The 23,647-nt window shown below is 71.5% G+C and carries 27 protein-coding genes and 1 pseudogene; 15 read left to right on the top strand and 13 right to left on the bottom strand.

All coding sequences use genetic code 11. The annotated features are described in order from the left end of the window. The 7 genes from AB0K34_RS01650 to AB0K34_RS01620 form a co-directional block, all read right to left on the bottom strand. Window positions 1–1,347: a lipopolysaccharide biosynthesis protein gene (locus AB0K34_RS01650; protein ID WP_364544539.1), complete on the bottom strand. Its 1,347-nt coding sequence runs from the start codon at window positions 1,345–1,347 to the stop codon at window positions 1–3. Next, entirely contained in the window at window positions 1,344–2,645 is a 1,302-nt protein-coding gene (locus AB0K34_RS01645; RefSeq protein WP_364544537.1) for an O-antigen ligase family protein, read from the bottom strand. The genes AB0K34_RS01650 and AB0K34_RS01645 overlap by 4 nt, the downstream gene beginning before the upstream one ends. Then, window positions 2,642–3,862, bottom strand: a complete 1,221-nt coding sequence (locus AB0K34_RS01640) for a glycosyltransferase (RefSeq protein ID WP_301175438.1) — start codon at window positions 3,860–3,862, stop codon at window positions 2,642–2,644. The genes AB0K34_RS01645 and AB0K34_RS01640 overlap by 4 nt, the downstream gene beginning before the upstream one ends. A gap of 7 nt (window positions 3,863–3,869) precedes the next feature. After that, window positions 3,870–5,054: a polysaccharide biosynthesis protein gene (locus AB0K34_RS01635; protein WP_301175439.1), complete on the bottom strand. Its 1,185-nt coding sequence runs from the start codon at window positions 5,052–5,054 to the stop codon at window positions 3,870–3,872. A gap of 2 nt (window positions 5,055–5,056) precedes the next feature. After that, window positions 5,057–6,202 (bottom strand): DegT/DnrJ/EryC1/StrS aminotransferase family protein, encoded by a 1,146-nt coding sequence (locus AB0K34_RS01630; protein ID WP_301175440.1) that lies wholly within the window; start codon window positions 6,200–6,202, stop codon window positions 5,057–5,059. Between the two features lie 4 nt (window positions 6,203–6,206). Continuing rightward, window positions 6,207–7,625 carry a hypothetical protein gene (locus AB0K34_RS01625; protein WP_301175441.1) on the bottom strand — a complete coding sequence of 473 codons (1,419 nt, stop codon included), beginning with the start codon at window positions 7,623–7,625 and terminating at the stop codon, window positions 6,207–6,209. A 103-nt stretch (window positions 7,626–7,728) separates the two neighbouring features. Further along, a complete protein-coding gene (locus tag AB0K34_RS01620) occupies window positions 7,729–8,382 on the bottom strand; it encodes a response regulator transcription factor (RefSeq protein ID WP_171069013.1) in 654 nt (217 codons plus the stop codon). 225 nt (window positions 8,383–8,607) lie between these two features. On the opposite strand from AB0K34_RS01620, the gene galE reads away from it, so the two are divergent. The 3 genes from galE (at window position 8,608) to AB0K34_RS01605 (ending at window position 11,766) form a co-directional block, all read left to right on the top strand. Further along, window positions 8,608–9,612: a UDP-glucose 4-epimerase GalE gene (galE, locus tag AB0K34_RS01615; protein ID WP_138636668.1), complete on the top strand. Its 1,005-nt coding sequence runs from the start codon at window positions 8,608–8,610 to the stop codon at window positions 9,610–9,612. A 210-nt stretch (window positions 9,613–9,822) separates the two neighbouring features. After that, entirely contained in the window at window positions 9,823–10,911 is a 1,089-nt protein-coding gene (locus AB0K34_RS01610; RefSeq protein ID WP_364544532.1) for a hypothetical protein, read from the top strand. A gap of 135 nt (window positions 10,912–11,046) precedes the next feature. Further along, window positions 11,047–11,766: a hypothetical protein gene (locus AB0K34_RS01605; RefSeq protein ID WP_138636666.1), complete on the top strand. Its 720-nt coding sequence runs from the start codon at window positions 11,047–11,049 to the stop codon at window positions 11,764–11,766. Window positions 11,767–12,078: 312 nt separating this feature from the next. On the opposite strand, the gene AB0K34_RS01600 is transcribed toward AB0K34_RS01605, so the two are convergent. After that, complete coding sequence (locus tag AB0K34_RS01600; RefSeq protein WP_364544529.1) at window positions 12,079–13,809, bottom strand: serine/threonine-protein kinase; 1,731 nt, start codon at window positions 13,807–13,809, stop codon at window positions 12,079–12,081. 117 nt (window positions 13,810–13,926) lie between these two features. Here AB0K34_RS01600 and AB0K34_RS01595 point away from each other — a divergent pair, with 117 nt between their 5' ends. Further along, complete coding sequence (locus tag AB0K34_RS01595) at window positions 13,927–14,292, top strand: hypothetical protein (protein WP_138636664.1); 366 nt, start codon at window positions 13,927–13,929, stop codon at window positions 14,290–14,292. Continuing rightward, window positions 14,292–14,615, top strand: coding sequence for a hypothetical protein (locus AB0K34_RS01590; RefSeq protein ID WP_138636663.1), 324 nt, complete (start codon window positions 14,292–14,294; stop codon window positions 14,613–14,615). The genes AB0K34_RS01595 and AB0K34_RS01590 overlap by 1 nt, the downstream gene beginning before the upstream one ends. 6 nt (window positions 14,616–14,621) lie before the next feature. On the opposite strand, the gene AB0K34_RS01585 is transcribed toward AB0K34_RS01590, so the two are convergent. Beyond that, window positions 14,622–14,999: a hypothetical protein gene (locus tag AB0K34_RS01585; protein ID WP_138636662.1), complete on the bottom strand. Its 378-nt coding sequence runs from the start codon at window positions 14,997–14,999 to the stop codon at window positions 14,622–14,624. Further along, window positions 14,978–15,364 carry an ATP-binding protein gene (locus AB0K34_RS01580; protein ID WP_138636661.1) on the bottom strand — a complete coding sequence of 129 codons (387 nt, stop codon included), beginning with the start codon at window positions 15,362–15,364 and terminating at the stop codon, window positions 14,978–14,980. Before AB0K34_RS01580 ends, AB0K34_RS01585 begins: the two co-directional genes overlap by 22 nt. Window positions 15,365–15,577: 213 nt before the next feature. Here AB0K34_RS01580 and AB0K34_RS01575 point away from each other — a divergent pair, with 213 nt between their 5' ends. The 4 genes from AB0K34_RS01575 to AB0K34_RS01560 all read left to right on the top strand — a co-directional run bounded on the left by AB0K34_RS01575 (window position 15,578) and on the right by AB0K34_RS01560 (window position 17,266). Further along, a complete protein-coding gene (locus AB0K34_RS01575; RefSeq protein ID WP_138636660.1) occupies window positions 15,578–16,384 on the top strand; it encodes a helix-turn-helix transcriptional regulator in 807 nt (268 codons plus the stop codon). Beyond that, entirely contained in the window at window positions 16,375–16,566 is a 192-nt protein-coding gene (locus AB0K34_RS01570) for a DUF397 domain-containing protein (RefSeq protein ID WP_138636659.1), read from the top strand. Before AB0K34_RS01575 ends, AB0K34_RS01570 begins: the two co-directional genes overlap by 10 nt. A gap of 24 nt (window positions 16,567–16,590) precedes the next feature. Continuing rightward, entirely contained in the window at window positions 16,591–16,782 is a 192-nt protein-coding gene (locus AB0K34_RS01565) for a DUF397 domain-containing protein (protein WP_138636658.1), read from the top strand. Window positions 16,783–16,846: 64 nt separating this feature from the next. Next, entirely contained in the window at window positions 16,847–17,266 is a 420-nt protein-coding gene (locus tag AB0K34_RS01560) for a DUF2809 domain-containing protein (protein WP_138636657.1), read from the top strand. A 56-nt stretch (window positions 17,267–17,322) separates the two neighbouring features. Here the strand turns inward: AB0K34_RS01560 and AB0K34_RS01555 are convergent, their stop codons facing one another. After that, window positions 17,323–17,832, bottom strand: coding sequence for a hypothetical protein (locus tag AB0K34_RS01555; RefSeq protein ID WP_138636656.1), 510 nt, complete (start codon window positions 17,830–17,832; stop codon window positions 17,323–17,325). A 141-nt stretch (window positions 17,833–17,973) separates the two neighbouring features. Here AB0K34_RS01555 and AB0K34_RS01550 point away from each other — a divergent pair, with 141 nt between their 5' ends. After that, complete coding sequence (locus AB0K34_RS01550) at window positions 17,974–18,228, top strand: hypothetical protein (protein WP_205719242.1); 255 nt, start codon at window positions 17,974–17,976, stop codon at window positions 18,226–18,228. Window positions 18,229–18,346: 118 nt separating this feature from the next. Here the strand turns inward: AB0K34_RS01550 and AB0K34_RS01545 are convergent, their stop codons facing one another. Further along, a complete protein-coding gene (locus AB0K34_RS01545; protein WP_138636655.1) occupies window positions 18,347–19,147 on the bottom strand; it encodes an aminotransferase class IV family protein in 801 nt (266 codons plus the stop codon). 84 nt (window positions 19,148–19,231) lie between these two features. On the opposite strand from AB0K34_RS01545, the gene AB0K34_RS01540 reads away from it, so the two are divergent. Then, complete coding sequence (locus AB0K34_RS01540; RefSeq protein WP_138636654.1) at window positions 19,232–19,582, top strand: MerR family transcriptional regulator; 351 nt, start codon at window positions 19,232–19,234, stop codon at window positions 19,580–19,582. 1 nt (window position 19,583) lies between these two features. Here the strand turns inward: AB0K34_RS01540 and AB0K34_RS01535 are convergent, their stop codons facing one another. Further along, entirely contained in the window at window positions 19,584–20,180 is a 597-nt protein-coding gene (locus AB0K34_RS01535) for a TetR/AcrR family transcriptional regulator (RefSeq protein WP_138636653.1), read from the bottom strand. Window positions 20,181–20,313: 133 nt separating this feature from the next. On the opposite strand from AB0K34_RS01535, the gene AB0K34_RS01530 reads away from it, so the two are divergent. The 4 genes and pseudogenes from AB0K34_RS01530 to AB0K34_RS01515 all read left to right on the top strand — a co-directional run. Further along, complete coding sequence (locus AB0K34_RS01530) at window positions 20,314–21,798, top strand: NAD(P)/FAD-dependent oxidoreductase (protein ID WP_138636652.1); 1,485 nt, start codon at window positions 20,314–20,316, stop codon at window positions 21,796–21,798. A 14-nt stretch (window positions 21,799–21,812) separates the two neighbouring features. Beyond that, window positions 21,813–22,073, top strand: a complete 261-nt coding sequence (locus tag AB0K34_RS01525) for a hypothetical protein (protein ID WP_138636651.1) — start codon at window positions 21,813–21,815, stop codon at window positions 22,071–22,073. Window positions 22,074–22,176: 103 nt separating this feature from the next. Further along, complete coding sequence (locus AB0K34_RS01520) at window positions 22,177–22,758, top strand: dienelactone hydrolase family protein (RefSeq protein ID WP_138636650.1); 582 nt, start codon at window positions 22,177–22,179, stop codon at window positions 22,756–22,758. A gap of 119 nt (window positions 22,759–22,877) precedes the next feature. Next, window positions 22,878–23,543: pseudogene (locus tag AB0K34_RS01515) on the top strand (hypothetical protein); the annotation flags it as partial. Window positions 23,544–23,647 lie beyond the last annotated feature (104 nt).

Raw genomic sequence — 23,647 nt, 5'->3', positions numbered from 1 at the left:
TCACCCCTTGTGCTCGGTGACGGGGGGTCGAGTGGGCGCGGGGGCCCCGCGCGCGGGGTTCTTGACGCGCTGGAACCAGACCAGCAGCGCGGCCGTGGTGGCGACGAAGGACACGGACGTGGCGACGGCGGCGCCGACCGCGCCGTGCGTCGGGATGAGGACGGCGCCGAGGACGACGACGACCAGCAGCCCGATGCCCTGCCCGGTGGACGCGGCGCCGGGCCGTCCCACCCCGTACAGGTAGGCCATGATGAGCCCGGTCACGCCGAACGTGACGACGCCCGCGAGCCGGATGTAGGTGGGCACGACCGCGTCGTCGAACACGTCCCCGAACACCCAGGGCAGCGCGGTCCCGGCGATGAGCGCGAGGGGCAGCGCGGCGAGCGCCGACACCGCCAGCGCGGGCAGGATCAGGTGGGACGTCCGCTTCGTCGCGGTCTCCCGGTCCTCCTTGGCGAAGTCGGGGTACAGGACGTAGTTGACCGCGAGCCCCGGCAGCTGCACCAGCTCGGCGAACTTGCTCGCGACCGTGTACACGCCGAGCACCTTCGGCCCGGCGAGCGCGCCGAGCAGCGCCATGTCGAACCGGAGTTGCAGCAGGTCGATGAGCTGGCCGAGGTAGCCGCGGAACCCGTACCCGGCGATGGAGCGGCCGAGCCGCCGGTCGGCGCGCCCCCAGCCCCGGAAGAAGCCGCGCCGGGCGAGCCGCCGGGCGATCCACGCGGCGGCGGCGACGTCGGCGAGCACCAGCCCGGTGATCAGCGCGCCGGGCCCGTACCAGCCGGTCAGAATCACGAGGTAGATGGGCAGGAACACGAACTCCTCGACGGCGATGGCGAGGCTCGCGCCGTGCTGGTCGTCCGTCCCCTGGAGGAGGCCCTTGCCGACCGACACGAAGCCCTGCGTGAAGGACGGCGCGGCGGCCGCGACCGCGACCCACATCCCGAACGACTTGAAGAACACCAGGTAGAACAGGGGGCTGAGCGCGAGCCACCCGATCCCGGAGATGGCGGCGCCGATGACGGTCAGCCACGCGAGGGTGGGCCGCACCCGGCGCTGGTCGTAGTCGCCGCGGGCGAGGAAGAACGGCGCGGCGCCCGGCAGGCCCGCGCTGGACAGCTGGCACAGCAGCCCCGGCAGGATCCGGACGAGCGTGAACGCGCCGACGAGCTTCGGTCCGCCGACCCGCGCGACGAGGATCGTGGCGACGCCGAGCGAGCCGAGCGCCCCGATCCGTCCCGCCATGTTCCCCGCCACGAGCGCCAGCAGCCGCCGCCGCAGCCGTCCCGCCTCCGCAGCGGGCACGGCGGTGACCTGCGCGCTGTCGGGCGACTGGGTACCGGTCATCGGGCGCGCTCCCTTCCAAACAAATCCAGGGCGGCGATGAGGCCGAAGAACGCCCAGCCGTGGCGGTAGTGGAGGGTCTCGTAGAAGAGCCCGGAGACGAGGAAGACGGCGACTAGGGCGCCGAACAGTTCGGGCCGGGGGACGAGCCGCGCGTACTCGCCGGCGAGCGCGTCCCGGCGGGCGATCCGCACGCACTTCAGCAGCAGGACGAACACCAGCGTGATGAGCGCGATCCCGCCGAGGAACCCGCGCTCCAGGACGGCGGCGACGTAGTCGTTGTGCGCCTCACGCACGTACGTCTCCTGCCGGACCAGCATCTGCTTCTCCGTCTGGCCCGGCCCGATGCCCCACGGGTGGGGCTGGGCGTCGATCATCTGGAGGGTGGTGGCGAGGACGGTGCTGCGCGAGTTGGTGCTCTCCCCGGTCGTCCGGCCGATGGAGTCGCGCAGGATCGGGGACGCCTGGCTCGCCTGGTCCAGGAGCGGCTGGACGTTCACCGCCGACACGACCGTGACGGCGCCGCCGCCGACGAACACGGCGAGCGCGCCGACCGCGATGGCGTGGTGCGCCTTGCCCTCGCGGAACAGCCGGAACAGGTAGCCGAGCAGCACCGCGATGCACAGCGCGAGCAGCCCGCCGTTGGAGCCGGTCAGGATCTCGGCGGCGAGCAGGACGCCGCAGACGGTCCACCGCTTCCAGGCCGTCTCGGGGAAGCGGCTCGCGCGGGCGATGAAGAAGACGCAGATGAACCAGTTGGACGCGTAGTTGGCGTCGCCGAAGGTGAACATCGCGCGCTCGCCGTCGACCTGCTTGCCGGACAGCGCCTCGATCCCCAGCACGAAGCCGACGATCATGACGATGGCGTAAAACGTCCCGATCCAGACGAACGCGCGGAGCGCGAGCTTGAACAGGGACGTGTCGCGGCCGAAGTTGGCGATCGCGACCGCCCACAGCAGCACGAACAGGTCCTTGACGAGCGTCAGCGCGCCCGCGTCGTTGACGATCGCGGCGATGCCGCCCGCGATGATCGTCAGCAGTGTGGGGATGAGGAACGGCCAGTAGACCGGCAGTCTCCGGGTGCCCGCCCACAGCAGGAGCGTCCCGGTGACGGCGACGAGCGCGAGGTCGGGCAGGCCCGTGTTGCCCGGCCCCGGCGGCAGCCCGGCCGGCATCAGCATCGGCAGCGAGGCGATGCCCGCGACGAGCGTCACGGCCGTCAGCCGCGTACCGCGCTTCAGCGGCGCGGCCGCGGTCGCGGTCGCCGGCGGGGCGGGCGGGGCCTCGATGGTCGCGGTCATGGGCGCGCGGAGTTCCCTCGGTAGGTCTCGTCGAGGACGGTCCCGAGGTGCTCCGGCGAGAACCACGCGCCGACCCGGGCGCGGGCGCGCTCGGCCATCCGCGTCGCGGCGGACGGGTCGTCCAGCAGCGCCGACACCGCCGACGCGAGGCCGTCCGGGTCCTCGGGCCGGACGAGCATCCCCGTCTCACCGGCGAGCACCAGGTCCTGGTTGGACGGGACGGCCGTCGCGACCAGCGGGATCCCCGCCGCGATCGCCTCGACCAGCACGCACGGGAGCCCCTCCCAGCGGCTCGCCATCGCCATCACGTCGAACGCGGGCAGCACGCCGGCGACGTCGTCGCGGTGCCCGAGCCAGCGCATCCGCTCGCCGATGCCGAGCTTGGCCGTCAGCGCCGCCAGCTCGTCGGCCATCGGGCCGCCGCCGACCCACAGCCCGAACACGTCGTCCGGCAGCCGCGCGATCGCCTTCGCGAAGACCTCGGGGCCCTTCTGGAACGTCAGCCGCCCGACGGACCCGACGACCTTCACGCCGAGCGGCAGGTCGAGGCGGCGGCGGGCCTGCGCGCGGGAGCCGGGCGCGGCGGCGTAGGCGTCCACGTCCACCGCCGGCCACGACAGCCGCACCCGCTCCGGCGTCGTCAGCCCGAGCCGCAGCGCCGTCGTCACCGTCTCCGACCCGATGGCGAGGAACGCGTCGGTGCGCTTGGCGGCGATCCGTTCGAGACCTATGTATACGCGTCGCCGCGCCCACGACTGGAACTCGTTGAACGGGAACCCGTGCCAGGTGTGCACGATGCGCGGGACCCCGGCGCGGGCGGCGGCGACCCGGCCGATCACGCCGCCCTTCGCGCTGTGGGTGTGGACGACGTCGTACCGCCCCTCCGCCAGCACCCGGGTGAGCGTGCGCAGCGCGGCCAGGTCGTCGCGCGGCGAGATCTGCGGCACCAGCGGCCCCACCTGGACGATCTCCATCCCGGCCGCGTGCGCCGCGGGAGTGAGGTCACCGGCGGCGGCGTTGGCGACGGCCGCGTCCCCGTAGAGGACGCTGTTTCCCGTGGACGCGGCCGTGCTGTCCATGCCGACGCCGCCGGTGACGATCGCGCGCTCGTAGCCGCCGTCCGGGAGGGCGAGCGCGCCGTTCAGCGCGACCTGCCCGGCCCCGCCGTTGAAGCGGGTGATCACCGTGGCGACTCTGAGCTTCCTCGTGCTGGTCATGCGCACCTCACAGGCCGGGCGGGGCGGGGTCGCACCCCGCGCCGCAGAGGCAGGTCGGTCCGGGCGGCGGCGGGTCGCCGGCCGGCTCCGCCCGCCGGACCGGGTGGTACTCGGGGAGCAGCCGGCGCAGCAGCAGCCGGACCGCGTCGCAGTCGCCGGCGCCTGCCGCCGCCTCCAGCTCGTCCAGCAGCTGCGGGAGCCCGGCGGGCGGCGCCGCGGGACGGGTCGCCCAGATCTTCGGGTGCGCGGTGCGGATCCGGCGCTCGGAGTCGGCGAACGCCTTCTCCGCGAGCTTCTCGCCCGGCCCGAGCCCGCTGAACCGGATCGTCACCTCCGGCAGCCGCAGCTGCTCGGCGTACCGGTGCACGAGCTCCACCACCGGGACGGGGCGGCCCATGTCGAGGACGAACGTCTCCGCCTCCTCCGCCATCGCCGCCGCCTCGATCAGCAGTCCCGCCGCCTCCTCCACGGTCATGAAGTGGCGCGCCACCTCCGGGTGGGCGATCGTGACGACCTCGCCGGAGGAGATGCGGTGCGCGAGGACGGTCAGCAGCCGGCCCGCCCCGCCGATCACGTTGCCGACGCGGACGGCGGCGAAGCACGTCGGGCCGGGCGTCGCCGTCCGCAGCAGCAGTTCGCCGAGCCGCATCGTCGCGCCGAGCACCGAGGTCGGGTCGGCGGCCTTGTCGGACGAGACGAACACCAGCCGCTCCGCGCCGTGCCGCACCGCCGCGTCGATCACGTGCCGGGTGCCGAGGACGTTGTGCGCGGCGCCCCGGCACGGGTCGCGTTCGAGGTCGGCCAGCTCGTTGCGCCCGGCGGTGTGGAAGACGAGGTCGGGGCGGGCCGCCGCGACGACCTCGCCGACGCGGTCGGCGTCCCGCACGTCGGCCTCGGCGAGCGTGACGGCCTCGACGCCGTGCCGGGCGAGGTCCTCCCCGAGGCCCGCGAGGCCGTCGCCGTCGCGGTCGAGCAGGCACAGCGCGGCCGGTTCGAGCAGCCCGACCTGGTGGCACAGCGCCCGGCCGACCGTCCCGCACGCCCCGGTGACCAGCACCCGCCGGCCGCGGACCAGCCGCCGCCCGCGGTGCGGCGCCATGGCCACCTCGTCCCGCCCCATCAGCAGGGCGAGCGGGCTGGCCGGGACCGGCGCGGGGGCGCCGGGGCCGCGGCGCGGCAGGAACCTTCGCACGGTCAGCTCCGGGTCCGCAGCGCCTCGGTGAGCGCGGTGATGACGCGTTCCAGCCCGTCTCCGGTCAGCCCCGGATACAGCGGCAGCGACAGCAGTTCCTCGCCGACCCGGTCGGTCACCGGCACCTGCGCGCACTCCTCGGCGCCGAGGATCTCCTGGTAGGCCGTCATCTGGTTCGCGGGGATGAAGTGCACGGACGTCGCGACGCCGGCCGCCTCCAGCTCGGCGCTGATCGCGTCCCGGTCCTGGACGCGGACCTGGTAGAGGTGCCAGGCGTGCTGGATCCCGTCCAGGTTCCGCTGCGGCAGGACGAGCCCCGGCAGGTCGCGCAGCGCCGCGTCGTAGCGGGCGACGATCTCGGCGCGCCGCTCCTGCCAGGCCGGCAGCGCCGCGAGCTGCGCCCGCCCGATCGCAGCCTGCACGTCGGTCATGTTGGCCTTGAGCCCGACCGTCTTCACGTCGTAGCGCCAGCTGCCGCCCGGCAGGTACCGCTTCCAGGAGTCCTTGCTCATCCCGTGCAACCGCATCGCGCGGACCCGGTCGGCGAACTCCTGGTCGCCGGACGCCACCGCGCCGCCCTCGCCGATCGGCATGTTCTTCGTCGCGTAGAAGGAGAAGCACGCCGCGAACGACTCCGACCCGACGCGTTTCCCGCCGCGCGCCGCGCCCGGACCGTGCGCGGCGTCCTCGACCACCCGCGTCCGGTCGAGCCCGGCCGCCGCCGCGAGCGCCGGCACGTCCACCGGGTACCCGCCCTGGTTCTGGACGATCATCGCCGCCGGTGCGCAGCGGCGCGCCGCCGCCGCGACCGTCTCCGGGCTCGGGACGAGCGTGTCCTCGTCGATGTCGACCAGCACCGGCCGGAGCCCCGCGTGCAGGATCGCGTTGATCGCGCCGCAGAACGTCAGGCTCGGCGTCAGCACCGCCGAGCCGGGCGGCAGGGCGAGCGCGCGCAGGCACAGCTCCAGCGCGGTCGTGCACGAGGCCACCGCGACGACGTGCGCGGCGCCGAGGTGGTCGGCGAACTCCTGCTCGAACGCGGCCGTCTGCGGGCCCGTCGTGATCCAGCCCGAGTCGAGCACCTTGACGACCGCGTCGGACACCTCGCCGGACACCGACGGGATCGTGAACGGGACGGACGAACTCATCTGGCTACCCCCTGCTCCTGCGGGACGGGATCTTCCGGGTCGCGCCGACGACGCCGAGCAGCGGCCAGCCGGACGCGGCGACCAGGTCGCGGACCGTCTCCAGGCCCGCCACCCGCGTCACCGGGCCGACCAGCACGACCACGCCGACCACCTCGTCCGACCCCGGGTCGACGTCCTCGAACGCGTGCACATGACAGAGCCGGCGCACCGGGACCGGCTGCGTGATCTCCGAGGGGGAGACCTGGGCGGACTTCTTCGCCATGACGGCGGTGCCCCCGCCGGTGCGGACCACGGAGGTGCTCTTGCCGCCGCCGGGCCCGCTGCTGTTGGACGACGGCTCGCCGCCGCCGCTGCCACCGCCGCCGCTGCCACCGCCGTCGCCGCCGGTTTCGCCGTCGTCGTCGGCCCGGGCCTTGACGAGTTTCGTGTCGTCCCCGTACACCGCGGACGCCACCGCCGACACCAGGTCCGCAGGCAGGGGGCCGGGCGCGCCGACCAGCGCGACCCGCCCGACCCCCTCCTTGCGCGCCGCCAGCCGGATCCGCCGCCCGAGGTCGGCGAGCCCGCCCGGCCCCCGGTCGGCCCATCCGAGCAGCGGCACTCCGAGCCGCCGCGCCACCCGCCGCTGCCCCGGGATCGTGGGACGGGCCATCTCCGTCACCACCGCGATCAGGATCCCGCCGATCAGCCCGACCAGGCCGGCGATCGACGCCATCATGACCACCGGGTTCGTGCGCGGCGCCAGCACCGCCGGCTGCACCACCGACGCCGTGCCCGCCGTCGACAGCTGCGTCTGCAGGTCCGAGCGGTTCGCCCGCAGGTCGGTCAGCTCCGCCTGCACCCGCTCCCGCTCGTTCATCGCGTCGATGTCGGGGTTCGGCTGCGCGTTCGCCCGCCGCGACAGCGGCCCGAGCCGCCGCTCCAGCTCCCGGACGCGCTTGTCGATCGTGTCCATCTGGCCCTGGATCGAGCCCTGGTTGGACTCGTTGATCTCCTTGACGACGGCGGCGCCGATCGCGTCCGCGAGCCGCCGCGCGACGTCCGGGTCCCGGTCCTTCACCGACAGCTCGACGATCGTGGACGTGCCGAGCCCGGTCACCTCGATCGCCTTGGCGGTCTTCGCGGTCGACCGGTCCACCCGCCGGCTCCGCAGCACCTCGCTCAGCAGGTTCTCCGTGGTCGCGAACGCCTTCACCTGGCTGACCACGATCGACACGCCCGCGTCGCCGGGCGCCGCGTCGGTGGCGCGGCTGCTCGCCTGCAGCCGCGACTTCGCGACCGACGGCGGCTCCTGCCCGCTCATCACCAGGCCCACCAGCACCAGCGGGACGACCGTCATGACCAGCAGCAGCGCCCAGTAGCTGCGCATGACCCGCGCCGCGACCTCATCGATCTCCACGATCTTCCCCTCCGGCTTCGTCACGGCGAGCGTAGGAAGGGGGCACGGCGGGGCAATCGCGCAAAAGACGACCCCGGACTACGCCTTTTGCACCAGTGGCGACCGGTGGCGCGGAGGCCGGGCGCGGTCAGCCGCCGGGACGCATGCCGGCGCGCATCGCCAGCGTGATCGCCTCCAGCGCCGAGTGCAGCCCGAGCTTGGCCAGCAGGTTCTGCGTGTGCGTCCGGACGGTGTTGGCCGACAGCCCGAGCCGCTCGGCGATCTCGCCGCGGCCGAGCCCGTCCACCATGCACTGCAGGACCTCGCGCTCGCGCGGCGTCAGCTCCGCCAGCGGCTCCCCGCCCGGCTCCCCGCCGTCCCGGACGAGCACGCGCAGCAGGTCGCCGAGCAGGTCCGGCGGGATCCACCCGCCGCGCCGCGCCGCCGACCGGATCACCCGCGCGACCAGCTCGGCGCTCTCGGTCTTCTCCAGCCATCCCACCGCGCCGAGCCGGACGGCCCGCACCATCGCGTCCAGGTCGCTCACCGCGGTCAGCACCACGACCCGCACGTCCGGGTGGTCCGCGCGGAGCCGGTCCAGCACGTCCAGCCCGCTCTCGTGGCCGAGCATCAGGTCGAGGACGAGCACCCGGGGGCGCTCGGTGGCGGTCAGCGCGAGCGCGCGCCGCACGTCGTCGGCGATCGGCAGGATCACCAGGTCGGGTTCGCGCCCCAGCCGGGCCGCGAGGGCCTCGGCGAACAGCGCGTGATCGTCCACGATGAGGACGCGGATCGGTTCCATCCACCGACGATGACCGCTGCGCGCGCCCGGCGGATCCTGCAAACGCTGTACTCGCGGCGGGCGGGACCGCCGCCGGAGGGACCGCGCGCGGACGCCACGTCCGGCCGCCCGGTTCACCCGCGTCCGGACCCGGTCACCTTGCGTGCGGGACATTGACCGTCCGCGACCGCCTGCGGATCCTGTGCGTGACATTTCAGGGGACGCACTGGCCGCAGGGGACGCCACATGAAAGTGCTGATCACTGGGGGAGCCGGGTTCATCGGCAGCACGATCGCCTCCGCCTTCGCCGAGCGCGGCATCACGCCCGTCGTGCTCGACAGCCTCGTCACCGGCCGCTCGGAGTTCACCGCCGGGAAGATCTTCTACCAGGGGGACATCGGCGACGGGGACCTGGTCGACCGGATCTTCCGCGACCACCCCGACATCATCGCGACCGTCCACTGCGCCGCGCTGATCGTGGTGCCCGACTCGATGGCCGACCCGCTGCGCTACTACCGGGTCAACCTGTCCAAGACCCTCGACCTCGCCGGCCATCTCGTGCGCAACGGCCGGGACCGGATGATCTTCGCGTCCACCGCCGGGATGTACCGTCCTGAGCCCGACCTGTCGGTCACCGAGACCTCGGTCCTCGACCCGCAGAACCCCTACACCCGCTCGAAGATGATGGCGGAGCTCCTCCTGCAGGACTTCTGCAGGGCCTACGACTTCCGCGTCATCTCGCTGCGCTACCTCAACCCGATCGGCGCCGACCCGCGGCTGCGCACCGGCCTGCAGAACAGCAAGCCGACGCACGCCCTCGGCAAGATGATCGAGTGCTACGCGCAGGGCGTCCCGTTCAAGATCACCGGGGTGGACTGGGAGACCCGGGACGGCACCGCGATCCGCGACTACATCCACGTCTGGGACATCGCCCGCGCCTTCTGCGAGGCCGCGACCCGGTTCGACGCGATCGTCCCGCCGGTCGGGGACCACTCCCGCTACGAGGTGATCAACCTCGGGACGGGCGACGGCACCACCGTCCGCGAGCTGGTCGCCGCCTTCCGCGAGGTCGTCGGCGACGGCTTCGCCGCCGAGGACGCCCCGGCCCGCCCCGGCGACGTCGTCGGCGCCTACGTCGACCCGGCCAAGGCGTGGGACGTCCTCTCCTGGAAGCCCGACTACACCGTCGAGGACGCCATCCGGCACTCGCTCCAGTGGGCCGAGCGGCGCCGCGAACTCGACGTGGCCTGATCCGCGGCCCCGCTCGCCGGGCCCTCCTCCTTCCGCCGGAGGGCCCGGCCGGCGGGCCGGCGCCCATGGCGGCGTCCGCCGGTATGTCCCGGTGGACGCCGCCATGGCTGCTTAAAGACGGCGATAGTCACTTTATGTATTCATTTGCCTACACGCCGTTATGATGCTGCTGTTCTGTGCGGGTGAATCAGGTGTGCGGGCTGAGGAATCATGGAGCAGGCATGGCGGAGCGGGCATGTCCGGATCGTCACGGTGTCCGCGGTGGTCCTGGCCGCCGCGGCGATGGCGATCGTCCTCGGGTCGCGCACGGCCCCCGGTAGCGCCTGCGGCTGCGCCGCCGACCCGTCCTGCTCCTGGATGACGGACGGCCCCGGGCCGCCGCGGGCCCCGTTCTTCGGCAGACGGCCCGCGCCGCACGGCCGGCACGCCGGCGATCGCGACCACGTCCCCCGGCACGCCTTTTCCATACCCTTGGACGGGGACGGCTTCGTTTTCAAGGTGAGCCTTTACCGTGGCCTTGGCGGCGGCGTGGCGAGTTCATTCACCCGGGACGGTATTGCTTTCACTTTCGAAGGCGGCGCCGGTGTGGGAGGCTCCTTTTCCGTGGGCTCGGCAGTGGGCCGGCCCGACGCGGGTCTGGCTTTCGAGGCGCGGGCCTCCATGAGCGGGAGACTGCACGTCCTCAGGCCGCCCGACTTCGGCCTGACGCTTTCCCGGAATGGCGTGATGCGGGGCTATATGGACGCCAAGACGGGCAATTTCCGTACCCGGTTCAGATCCAGGCCGATATCGCTGACCGGGGGACGCGTCGAGGCGCATGCCGCGGCGCCGGTGACCCGGAGGTCCTGGAGTCTCGGCACCGAGTTCAAGGTCGCCGCCGGCTACACCGTGACGGTCCCCTGGGGCGGTCTCCTCAGCCTGTGGACGGGGGTGTTCGGCACCGTCCCGGGCCGGGCCCCGCCCGCGCAGCCGCCGGAGCTCCTCGGCTACCTGGGAGTGCCGAACCGCGCCGCGGTCAGGCCCTCCCGGGGCGTTGACCTGCGGAAGGTCAGGGCGCAGGCGATGCTCGCCGGACAGGGGGCAGGCCACGGCCGCGCGGTATCGGCAGGAGATCGGAGAACCCGCATCAGGTGCCTGCGGGCATCGGCGACGCCACCGCGGACAGGCCCGCGCAAGGGTCCTTCTTCCGTCGCGCCGGAGGGCCGGGACCCCGCCGGATGCCGGCGCGCGGCCTCACACGGCCCGGACATCGAACCCGGTGACCTGGAAATCCGGCATTACTGTCGATCTGCAAACTGACGGCAAGTCGGTTTTGCGGGTGGCGGGTCTCCGAGAATTATCGACCCCCCGTATTCAGTTCCGCGTAATCGTCTTGTTATGATCAACAAGCGTTCGCGGTACGCGAACCAGGTTCACAAAAAAGGGGGAAATGGAATGAAACGCATAGCTCGTGCGGCGGCAGTCGTCGCACTGGCCGTCGGGGGCAGCCTCCTGGCCGTTCCCGCGGCCTCGGCGGAAGCCGGGCCGCCGCAGGAGGTCCACATCTACATCAAGCCTCGCTACATCGTGGAGAACGGTCCCGGCGACCTGAACTACGCCGAGATCGAGAAGTCGCCCCACGCGTCGCCGAAGCTCGGGAACAAGCCCGTCAAGACCGGCGACATCAAGCCGCACGTCCACGGCAAGAAGACCGGCCCCGTCGTCATCGAGGTCGAGGGCGCGGAGCAGGACTCCGTGAAGGTGGACGGCAAGGGCGGCGAGAAGGCCGAGGCGCAGGACGCCGCCGCCCAGCCGGAGGCCGCCCAGCCGGAGGCCGCGGAGCAGGCTGAGGAGGCCGCGCCGCAGCAGGGCGAGGCCGCGCCGCAGGAGGAGGCCGCGCCCCAGGAGGGCGCCGCCGCCCAGCCGGAGGCCGCCCAGCCGCAGGACCAGGGCGAGGCGCAGGAGCAGGCCGCGCCCGAGCAGCTGAGCGCTGCCCCGGAGGCCCCGGAGGCCGCCCCGCAGCAGGACCAGGCGGCCCCGCAGGACCAGGCCGCTCCGCAGGACCAGGGCCAGATGGCTCCGCAGGACCAGGCCGCCCCGCAGGACCAGGCGGCCCCGCAGGACCAGGGACAGATGGCCCCGCAGGACCAGGCCGCTCCGCAGATCCAGCCGTAACCCGGTTCACGAGGCCGTCCTAAGGCCGCAGGAGCCGCCCGATCGGCCCATCTCGCCGACACGGCGGCGACGAACACCAGAGCCAAGGTCATGCCCCGCTGATCGCCATCAGCGGGGCATGGCTTTTCGCCGCGACAGGGCCCCGCACCGGTCGGCCCGGACCCGCGAGAACCGTCCCCGATGACGTGGCCTAATCTGATCGCGGCGCGCAGCCCGTCATGGGCGGCACGTCCGAATATCAGCCCGTCCGGCCTTCCACCCTTCCGCCGGAAGCCCGGACGGGCTGTACCCGAACCCTGGTGTCTGCCGGCCTCACTTCGTGGAGCGGACGCTCCGGAGGATCTTCTCGACCACGTCCTGCTCGGCGAACCGGATGTCCGGCCCGGTGAGGACGGAGAACGCGAACGGCCCGCCGTCGCGTCCCGGAACCCGCGAGGCGGCCGTCAGGACATGGACGCGCGCCCCGGGCCTGGTCGCGTTGCACGAGTCGGCGCCCGCCACCGACCGGACCGTGAACGAGTGGACCTGCGCCCGGACGCCGCCGGTCAGGGTCAGGGTGCGGGACGTCCCCGCGTCCAGCACGGGAGGGACGCCCCCCACACTGAACGCGCCCACGGCCCACTGCCGCGCCTGCCTGCCCGCCTCCGCGGCCAGCGCGCCGGCCTGCCCCGGCGCGGCGTCGACGATCCCGCCGCTGCCGCCGCGGACGCCGGCGAGGGCGAGGTAGCAGCCGTTGCCGTCCCCGGTCTCCTGCTTGATGTAGGCGACGCTCGCCGCCCCGATGATCGGTTTCTCGGTCGCGTCGTCGAAGTAGGCCATCTCGTAGCCGGCGGCGCCCGGCGTCCAGGTGGGAGGCACGTCGTAGGCCACCCCGCGCTCGGCGGAGGTGATCACGTGCCAGCCGTCGACGGTCGGCACGGCGGCGCCCCGGTCGGCCACGGCAGGGGGCGATGAGGGCTTCCCGTCTCCTCCCGCTTCCGCGCCGTTCACCGAGAGGGCGAACGCGACGCCCGCCGCCGCGACCAGCACGGCGGCCCCGGCGGCGACCGCGATCTTCAGGCCGCGCCCACCGCGCCGTCCACCGCGGGCGTCGACCCGAGTCGCCCCGCCGGCCGGCCGGGCCGGAACCTGCCATGCCGTCGGCGTGTGCTGCGGTGCTGGGAGCCGTTGAGACGACGCCTCCGGCTCCCCGCCGCGCAGTCTCCGGGCCACGGTCGCGGCGTCGGCCGGACGGTCCGCCGCGTCCTTGGCGAGCAGTTCGGCGACCAGGGCGCGCACGTCTGCGGGCACCGAATCGGGCAGGGGTGCGGGCGCCGTGTTGAGGTGCTGGTACATCAGCCTGGCCATGCCGCCCTCGGCGCTGAACGGCGGTGTGCCGGTCAGGAGCTCGTACAGGACGCAGCCCAGCGAGTACAGGTCGGCGCGATGGCCGGCCTCACCGCCGAACTGCTCGGGCGCCATGTAATGGGGCGTCCCGATCGTGCTGCCGTCCATGGTCAGCCGCGTGCCGTCGACCAGCCGGGCGATGCCGAAGTCGCAGATCTTGACCCGGCCGTCGGGCAGCACGAAGAGGTTGGCGGGCTTGACGTCGCGGTGCACCACCCCGCGCGCGTGCGCGGCGGCGAGCCCTTCGGCGACCTGCGCGGCCAGCGACACCGCCTGCGGGACGGGCAGCCCGCCGGGCGCGACGCCGAGGACGGTGCGCAGGTCCCGGCCGTCCAGGAGCTCCATCACCAGGTAGACCAGGCGGCCGCCGGGGACGTCCGGGAGCGGTTCCTCGCCGACGTCGAACACGACGGTGATGGCCGGATGCTGCAGCGCTCCCGCGGCCTCCGCCTCGCGGCGCAGCCGCGCTACCGCCGTGTCGCCCGTCGCCGCGTCCGGGGAGAGGACCTTCACGGCCACCGGGCGGCGCAGGCGCCGGTCGGTCCCCTGCCAGACCTCGCCCATGCCGCCCCGGCCGATGAGCCTCTCCAGCAGGTACCGGCCGCCCAGCTCCATGCCGCTCTGCGCGATGGCGTTCCACATGAGGAAGATCAGCATAGTGCCGCATTCCGGGCGGCCCACAGCGACGGCACGGACGTCCGAACCCCGCCCGACTCATGATCGTCATAGGGGGTTCGAGCACGTTCCGGAACCGGGCGGGAACAGGAGGCGATCATGGAAGCGGCAGTCCTCGGGGCATTGGGGCTTGTCTGGATATTCGTCCACGTCGTATTGGCAGTCGCCGGCCTGGTGGTGGCGCTGAAGCTGCGCCGCACCGCCCCGCGCACCGGGGCCCTGCTGGCGTCCGGCTTCGGCTGCAAGATCGCGGCGGCGGCCCTCTCCGTCTGCGCCCCGATGGCCGGCTGGCTGACCCTCGACACGGACGACACGTCCACGGCCGTTGCCGTGACCGGCGCAGTCGACATCCTCAGCAACGTCGCGGGAGTCGCCGGCCTCGCTCTGATCTTCGCCGGCCTCCTCGGCCGGCTCCGCCGCCTCCGCCCGGCACCCCGCGCCACCGACCTGACGGGAGCACACTGATGGAAGGCATCTTCCTCCTGGCCGACACACTCGTGGGCGTCGCCTGCGGCATCGCGATCCTCGCAGGCGGAATCGTGCTGCTGACCGCTCGCCGGGGCGAGGGCAGGATGCCCGGCGCCGCGTACATCGTCCTCGCCGCCGGAACCCTCACCGGCTCCCTGACGACCCTATTCCTGAACGTCCTGCAAGGGACTGGGACATCCTTCGCGGGTGCCTTCAGCATTCACATGGCCGTCCAGTTGCTGTGCGAAGCAGTCGGCTGGGGCCTCCTGCTCCTCGCCACGATCCGCCTACGCAAGATGACATCGCCGCCCACGCCCTGACGGCGGTCACCAGGTGGACGGGAACATGCGGTGCTTGAGCAGGCCGTCGACCTGATCGGCGGCGCGCTCGGTGTCACCGCAGGGCGAGAGGTACCCGCGCCCGCCGCGTCCGGCCTCGTAGTAGGCCCAACCGCCCCCGCGCACGGCCTGGACGCCCACCGCCACGCGCACGTGATCGTCCAACCCGAACGCGAAGACCCACAGCAGCGGCGGACGGCCGGGGAACTCGTCGGCCTGGTAGAGCTTGACGAACCGGTAGCTCCTGGCCTGGAGGGCGACGGCGAGCAGGTCGAGGTCGCGGATGGCGGTGGAGCGTCCCAGACGGGTCCGCCACCGCAGCAGGTGGCGGCCCGCCGGGGTGTTCAGCGGGCGCAGCGGGCCCATACGACCTTGCCCTCCTCGTTGAGCGGCCGGACGCCCCAGTCGTGGACGAGTTCGGCCATCAGCAGCAGGCCGCGCCCGCCTTCGGCGTAGTGGTCCTCGCCCTGGACGACCGGGAGGGACCGGCTCTGGTCCCAGACCTCGATGACGGTGAGCGGCTCGCGCACGTCCGCGAAGACGCGGACGACGATGTGCCCCGTCCCGACGTGCCTGTAGCTGTTGGTAACCAACTCGGTAACCACGAGCCGCCCGACGAAGTCGTCGGCGTGCCCGAGTTCGCGGAACCGGTCGATGAGGTAGCGCCGCGCTTTCGCGGGCGCCTCGTCGCACGGCTCCAGAATGAGCGGCGGTGTCTCTGGCACAAGCATGACCGCTGGCACCGGTAATCCCCTCCAGCCTGGACGAAGGCCGATCGCGAACGGGCCAATCCCTCAAACCGGAAGAACCCGCCACTATCACCCTGAGTAATCGAACAACCACCATCCAGTCATGTGGCGCCGTAAAATTCAGGAGAGTCGTTCAGTGCCCACATTCGAGTAGCAGCTATTAGCTCGCTACTAGCATCTGTGAGGAGAGCAGCCATGTCCGCATCCGGTGGCGCCCGGCCGAAGATCGACTCCGAGCTGGCGGGCTTCGGGATGGTGGTCAAGCGGGCTCGCGAGGCTGCCGGCCTGAAGCAGGGCCAACTGGCGGACCTCGTCAGCGTCGCGCGGTCCTACATCAGCCATGTCGAGTGCGGCCGGACGAAGTGCCGCCGAGACTTCGCCGAACGCGTCGACGAGGTCCTCAACGCCGGAGGCGAGATCGTCCAGGCCTGGGACGACCTTCTGGAGCAGATCAAGCAGGTCAGGTACCCGTCCCACTTCGTGGCGTTCCCGAAGGCCGAGGCGTCAGCTGACCAGTTGCGGGTGTATGAGAACTATCTGGTCTATGGGCTGTTTCAGACTGAGGCGTATGCTCGTGTCCTACTGGTCAGCGAGGACGCGGTAGCTACCCGGATGAAGCGTCAGGCGCTTTTGGCTAGAACGCCCCGCCCCATGATCAGCGTGGTGATGGAGGAGAGCGTCTTGTCCCGTCAGGTCGGTTCCAAGGAGGTCATGCGCGAGCAACTCGAGTACCTGATCGAGCTGTCTCTTCGGGAAGGCATCTTCCTGCAGATCGCCAGGACACGCTATTACCGAGGCGTGCGAGCCTCATTCACCATCGCGACCCAGGGCGACAGAAGTGAGATCGCCTACATCGTCAAAGCTACAGGAGGTGAAACGACGCGTGATCCGTCAGAACTTGCGAAGATCAGCGAAGTGATGCACACGTTGAATGCGCAGTCACTTAACACCGAGGACTCGCGGGCACTGATCAGGAAGGTGATTGAAGAAAGATGGACCTGAGTGGAGCAACCTGGCGCAAGGCCTCCCGCAGTCACGATGACGGAGACCAATGCATTGAACTGGCATCCGCCTCGGGCGTTGTAGTTGTCCGAGACAGCAAGGACCCGAGTGGCCCCAAAATCTTCGTGAGCAGCGCTGATTTCCGGCTCCTGGCCGAGGCGATCAAGGGCTTGAACTTCTAGCGGTCTCTCTACTGGGGAGAACCTATGAGGACGTCTTCGACCGGCACGGTGTGGCGCAAGGCTTCTCGCAGCAACGAGTCTGGAGATGCTTGTATCGAGGTGGCGGCCAACGGGGACATGGTTGCAATCCGCGACAGCAGAGACACTGCCGGCCCCAAGATCGTGGTAAGTCGTGGCGACTTTCGGGGCCTTGCTGAGGCTCTCAAGAAATCTTGAGTGCATCAGGGCAGTTCTACCTGAGGCGCGTTGATGTGCTCTGCGTCGGCGTTATGATTGCGCGATGTCGCTGACAGCGCGCTGGACTCGGCTGCTGATGGTTGTGTCGGCGGTCGGCCTTGCAGGCGCGGCCTACCTGATCCGCGCCCTGATGGACGGGCCCATCGAGCAGTACTCCGGTGCCGCCTTCTCCGCCGCCATCGTCTATACGATAGTGATCTTCGTCAGGCCGTCGATCCTCCCGCTGACCGCCGGTGGCGTCGTGGTCGCATACTGCTGGTTCATCGAGTTCTCGCAGCTCACCCCAATACCCGGGGCTGTGTCCGAACGCAGTTGGTTCGCACGCCAGTTGCTGGGAGCCCAGTTCGACCTCACCGATGTCATCTGGTATCCGGTCGGCGCTATCCTCCTGGTCGTCGCGCATTGGCTCGTCCGAGCCCGCACACGTTCCCAAAAAGACCCGGCGCCCGCTCTCGCATCATGATCTGGGAACGGCCATGGCGTGCTTGTAGTCGCGATTTGGTGACTCCTGCGGCCTCGCTAATGCTTATTAGGGTCTTCAGGTGGGGCGGCGCTTAGTGTGATCCGGCCTTCTGGGGTTCCGTAGTACCAGGTTCGCCCAGCCGGAGCGGGTGGGAGAGTACCGGCGGCCAGATCGACCAGCGCCGCTGCCAGCTCGACTAGCGGCGCTGCGTCGATGTGCTCTGCACCGCGCAGAAAACTGGCCGCGCTCTCCTCCAACTCGGGCCAGGTCGAGACCTCGGCTCTGTCTATGCCGCCGCGGGCCTCGATCCGGCGAGCTGCCTCCACCACGCAGTGCAGGAACATCTGTCGGCGGTCCTCGCCGAAGTCGTCCAGCAGGACTGCGAAACTGCTGCCCACCACCGCGTGCGTACGGAGATCCTGCTCCAGCTCCGGCCACCATGCCGGCCGTTCGTCCGCCGGTGCCTCCGCCCCGACGCGCGCCGCTTCAATGAAGAGAACCCCGACGGCCACGTCATAAGCCCAGAACATCGCGTCACCGGAGATCACCGGAACTGTCTTGCTCAACGGCACTCCTCCGACAGCCGATCGCCTCAGCGCCAATCATGGCCTATCGACCCAGTGGCCCAGTTGTAGGTTGTTGTGGGCCCTGACTGTCGGTCGGGTAATCAGGTGCCCTCAATGTTTCGGCTGGGTACAGTCGGGCGGGTGCCCGAGATGCAGCGGCTGCACGCTGACCATGCCTCGGCGGTCCTGGCCTTCGAGGTGGAGAACCGCGCCTACTTCGCCGCCTCGATCTCCGACCGTGGTGACGAGTACTTCGATCGGTTCGCTGAGCAACACAGGGCACTGCTGGCCGAGCGGGAGGCCGGGAGCGGTGCCTTCCATGTGCTCGTCGAGGGTGCTGGCCAACGCCGGGTTCGTCGCGGTGGGCCCGGCAGACCCGGCCGACCTCGGCGGTAAGCCGGGCACCTGGTATCAGCGCGATCTGGCACTCCAGCCGTAGCTCACCGGCTGTTCAGCGAATCGATTACCGGTGGTACCACCAGGCCGAGGTAGACGACGGCGGCGCCCAGCAGTTTCAGGGCTTCGTGAATGGTTCCGCGTCGTATGCCCGGTGGAGTAGTTCCAGGAAGCGCGGTGCTTCCGGTATGGGAAGGGCGTCGATCCGGTGGACGGCCACGCCTGGCGTCCATGAGTTCATGACGACGGCGCCGGCGAGGGCGGGCAGGTCGGCGAGGGTGATTTCCTGCGTGCGCTGAGGGACGTCCAATCGGGTCAGTTGGCGGCGGACGATTCCCATCGTCGTTCCGGTCAGCATCTCGGCGTCGGGCCATACGACCGAGTCTCCGTCCCAGAAGGCCAGGTTCCAGATCGTCGCCTCGCTGAACCGGCCCCGGCGGTCGATGAACGCGGCGTCGTCGAAGCCGTCCCGGACGGCCCTGCGCATGTAGTACGTCTTGGCCACCTCGCCGACGTGCTTCACGGCGGGCACGGGCCGTTCGTACTCGACCGTTGTCAGTGCGAGCGGTCCTGCCGGGCCGGACGCGGGCGGGCCGGTTCGGACCAGGACGTCGAGTTCCGTCGTGTCGTCCGCGGTGAATTCGCCGGGCGCCGAGTAGACGGTGGCGGTCAGCGAGACGTCTGCGGGGCTCGCTGCCAGTGCCGTCCGCAGAAGGGAACGGATCCGGTCGTCGGGCAATGCGCGGCCGTACAGTTCCGCCGAGGCGGACCGCAGCCGTTCCAAGTGGAGGTCGAGGCCGCGGACCTCGCCGCCGCGTACCTGCATGGCGGTGAAGTGGGCGTGACCCGCGAAGGCCAGCGGCGCCAGATCATCGGCGGTGGCCGCGAGGCCATTGCGCTGGACGGTGTAAAAGGCCATGAGTGCCTCCATCAGGCGGAATGAGCTTTCGCGGGACGACGTTAGGGCTTCACATCGGTGAGAAGGTCAACCTGGGACGGTGACATGCTGATCGGGGAGTTGGCCCGGCGTACCGGTGTCAGTGCGCGGCTGCTGCGCTACTACGAGGAGCAGGGCCTCCTCGACGCCGCGCGCGGCGCGAACGGGTACCGGCACTACGGCGAGGACTCCGTGACCACCGTGCGGAAGATCCGCGTCCTGCTGGACGCGGGCCTGTCCACCGACATCATCCGGCAGGTGCTCCCCTGCACCCGGGGCGACGGGCCGGAGTTCGACTGGTGCGCGGACATCCGCGACCTCCTCGACCGGGAGCTCGCCGCCCTGGACGGACGCATCGACGGCCTCCAGCGCAATCGCCGGGCCCTCGCGTCCTTCCTCCCCGACGACGGCCGCTAGATCAGGTCGGGTGGGCGAGCAGCAGGCGGATCATGTTCGTCAGGGCGTGCGGGGAGAGGGCCGGGTCGACCGCGCGGCGCAGGCCGAGGCCGATGCCGAGGCTGAGGAGGGCGTCGGCCAGTTCGTCGGCGGGCAGGGGGAGCGGGCGATCGCGCCGCCCGGCCTCCTCTTCCAGCAGGAGGCGGAGGGCCCCGGCCCAGCTGCGGCCGCCGGCCGCGACCTCGGCGCGCAGCTCCGGGTCGCGGCGGGTGGCGTGGATGGCGAACTCGGCCTCCAGCAGCGTCCAGCCGGGGTCGCCGATCGTGCGTTCGGCCCACGCCTCGAAGACGGCGAGGCGGTCCTCGTCGGAGCCCTCGCCGAGGAAGGCGTCCGTGATGGCCTGCACCTGCTCGGCCCTGATGGCGTCGATGACCGTCCGGCACAGCTCGTCCTTGGTGCCGAAGTTGGAGTAGACGGCGCCCTTGGAAAAGGACGCGGCCTCGGCGACCTTCTCCAGCGTGGTCGCGTGATACCCGTCACGCAGGAACAGCCGCCGGGCCGTGGCGATCAGCAGTTCGCGGGTGCGCGCCTGGCTCTCCGCCCTGGTCAGTCGTGCCATTCCGCCATCGTAGGGGCGTGAGCGCTCGGATACCGACGGTATCTGCGCGGCGACGGCGGTTCTGCACGAGTGTATTGACACCTCGTCCAACTTCTAAATACCGTCGGTATCTCGGCTGGGGAGGTGGCGCCGGATGGAGCCCGACCACGAGGTGGTCATCGTCGGCGCCGGTTTCTCCGGGCTGTGCGTCGGCATCCGGCTGCGGCAGAAGGGCGTGCGCGACTTCGTCATCCTGGACGCGGCGGACAGCGTCGGCGGCGTGTGGCGGCACAACACCTATCCGGGTGTCGCCGTCGACATTCCGTCCACCACGTACTGCTATTCGTTCGAGCCGAACCCGTCCTGGACGCGGGCGTTCGCGCCCGGCGCGGAAGTGCGCGCCTATGCCGAGCACTGCGCCGACAAGTACCGGCTGCGGCCGCATCTGCGACTCGGTACCAAGGTCGAGCGGGCGGTCTTCGACGAGGACGCCGACGTGTGGCGCGTCCACACCGATCGCGGCGAGATCGTCGCGCGGTTCCTGATCGGCGCCGTCGGGCCGCTCGACCAGCCCAAGAACCCGGACATCCCCGGCATCGAGACGTTCGCCGGGAAGATCGTCCACACCGCCCGCTGGGACCACGGCCACGACCTGCGCGGGAAGCGGGTCGCGGTGATCGGCACCGGTGCGTCCGGGCTCCAGGTCATCCCCGAGATCGCGCCCGTCGCCGCGCATCTGGACGTCTACCAGCGCACGCCGATCTGGGTGTTCCCGAAGATCGACTTCACGGTCCCGCGCGGGGTGCGCGCGCTGTTCCGGGCGGTGCCGCCGGTCCAGTCGCTCGCCCGGCTGGTCACCACGGTCGGGTCCGAAGTGATCATGGTGCTGGGCATCGTGCACTACGGCAAGGTGCCGTTCCTGGTGCGCGGCACCGAGCTGATCTGCCGCGCGCACCTGCGCCGCCAGGTGCCCGACCGCCGGCTCCGGCGCGCCCTGACGCCACGCTACGGCTTCGGGTGCAAGCGGCCCTCGTTCTCCAACCGCTACTTCCCCACGTTCATGCGCGACGACGTCGAGCTGGTCACCGACCCGATCGAGCGCGTCACCGAGCACGGGATCGTGACACGGGACGGACGCGAGCGGCCGATCGACACCCTGGTCCTGGCCACGGGCTTCAAGACCCTGCAGATCGGTGCGATGCCCGCGTTCCCGGTCGTCGGCCTGGGCGGCACCGAGCTGGGCGCCCACTGGGACGAGCACCGCTACCAGACCTACGAGGGCGTCGCCTCGCCCCTCGCCCCCAACTTCTGGCTCATGAACGGCCCGTACACGGTGACCGGCGCGTCCTGGTTCTCGATCATCGAGGCGGGCAGCACCCACATCGTGCGCTGCGTCGCGGAGGCGCGCCGGCGCCGGGCGGCCCGCATGGTGGTCAGGCGCCGCCCGCACGACGAATTCACCGCCCGGATGCGGGACCGCATGAAGGGCACCATCCTCGCCCAGCCGAGCTGCGCGCGGGCCAATTCCTATTACTTCGACCGGCACGGCGACGCACCTTACGTCCGTCCGCAGTCCGGGTTCCACGTGCTGCGCCGCAGCCGGACGTTCGACCTCGACGACTACGAATTCACCGGTTGAAAGGAAATCCCCTCATGGCCCTTCTCCGCGCCGCCGGCATCGTCCTCGCCGCCACCGGAGCCGCGCATTTCGCCGCGCCCAAGGCGTTCGAGCCGATCTCCCGGCTGCCGTTCCCCCAGGACACCCAGGCGTGGATCAAGCGGAACGGCGCCACCGAACTCGCCCTGGGCGTGGCCCTGGCCGTCGACAAGACGCGCAAGGCCGGCCTCGTCGGCACCGCCGTCTACGCCGCCTGGCTGGGGGCGCGCACGGTGTCCAAGAGCCGTTCCGCCTGACCGGAGCCCGGTTCGGCTTGGACGGCGGCCGCCGTTCGAGCCGAACCGAGGAAAGGCCGCTCCGCCGTAGTGACGACGCGCCGTCAATGGCATGATGCGGCGGATGGCCGAGGTTTTGTTGTTCCATCACGCGCACGGGCTGACGGACGGTGTCGAGGCGTTCGCCGACGTTCTCCGGCAGGCCGGGCACACCGTCCACGTCCCCGACCTCTACGAGGGACGGGTCTTCGAGGGCCTCGCGGACGGCATGGCGTACGCGCAGGACGCCGGGTTCTTCGACACGTTCGCCGACCGCGCGAACGCCATCGCCGACGGCCTTCCCGGTGAACTCGTCCACGCGGGCTTCTCGCTCGGCGTCCTGCCGGCGCAACTGCTGGCGCAGACGCGTCCGGGGGCCAAGGGCGCGCTGCTGTTCCATTCGTGCGTGCCGGTCTCCGAGTTCGGCGGCTCGTGGCCGGCGGGCGTCCCGGTGCAGGTCCACGCGATGGAGGCCGACGAGATCTTCGTCGAGGACGGCGACCTGGACGCCGCCCGCGCGCTCGTGGAGGCGGCCGACGACGCCGAACTCTTCCTCTATCCCGGTACGGAGCACATTTTCGCCGACAACGGCCTCCCGTCCTATGACGCGCCTTCCGCCGCCCTGCTCACCGAACGCGTCCTGGCCTTCCTCGACCGAGTCGAATAGCCGCCTAAGCCGTCGCCCCCCGGATGTCCGGATTTCGAGACATTGCCGCTGCACGATCATGGTCCGCTGCATACTGCCCAGGTGCTGAGTGATCTCTACGCGGCGGGCGGTCCGCCGGCATGACGAGCCTGCGGATGCGGACGGTGGCCGCGTTCGCCGCCGTCGCGCTGCTGGCCTCGGCCCTGGCGTCCGGCGTCGGGTACGCGCTGATGCGCGACGCGATGCTCGAACGCACCGAGAACGCCGTGACGACGCAGGTCCGGCAGACCGTCGCGCAGCTGGTGCCGATGCGGATACCGGTGGGCGCGGACCGGGCGCTGGCGACGAACCTCCAGTCGGCGCTGCGCAGCGCCGACGGTCGCCAGCGCGCCTGCGTGGTGTCGCCCCCGCTGAACCGGCCGGCGTCCTCGCCCCCGCACGGCTGCCTGCACGTGCCGGTGCCGGCGTCGTTCGCCTCGCGCGCCGAACGGGCCATGGTCGTCCGGCGCGTGCGGCACGCGGGAGCGCTGTACCTCCTGGTCGGGACGTCGGTGGCCGAATACCGCAAGTCCGACGCGGGGCGCGCCGCACCGCCGCTCGTCCTGGTCAGCGTCAGCCTGGACCGGGAGGCCGCCGACCTGCGGTCGTTCACCCGGGCGATGGTCACGGCGGACGCCGCCGCGCTGCTGTTCGGGCTGGGCCTCGCGCTGGCGGCCGCGCACGGGCTGCTGCGCCCGCTGCGACGCCTCGGCGCGGGGGCGCGGGCGCTCGCCGCGGGCGAACTGGCGACGCGGGTACAGGTCCGGGGGCGGGACGAGCTGGCCGATCTGGCCCGCACGTTCAACCACGCGGCGGTCGCCCTGGAGACCACGGTGACCGAGCTTCGCGCCGTCGAAGCGGCGGCGCGCCG

It is taken from the genome of Actinomadura sp. NPDC049382, assembly GCF_040677125.1.
In the GTDB taxonomy this organism is placed as follows: domain Bacteria; phylum Actinomycetota; class Actinomycetes; order Streptosporangiales; family Streptosporangiaceae; genus Spirillospora; species Spirillospora geliboluensis.
This window is presented reverse-complemented; position numbering and strand designations above follow the sequence as displayed.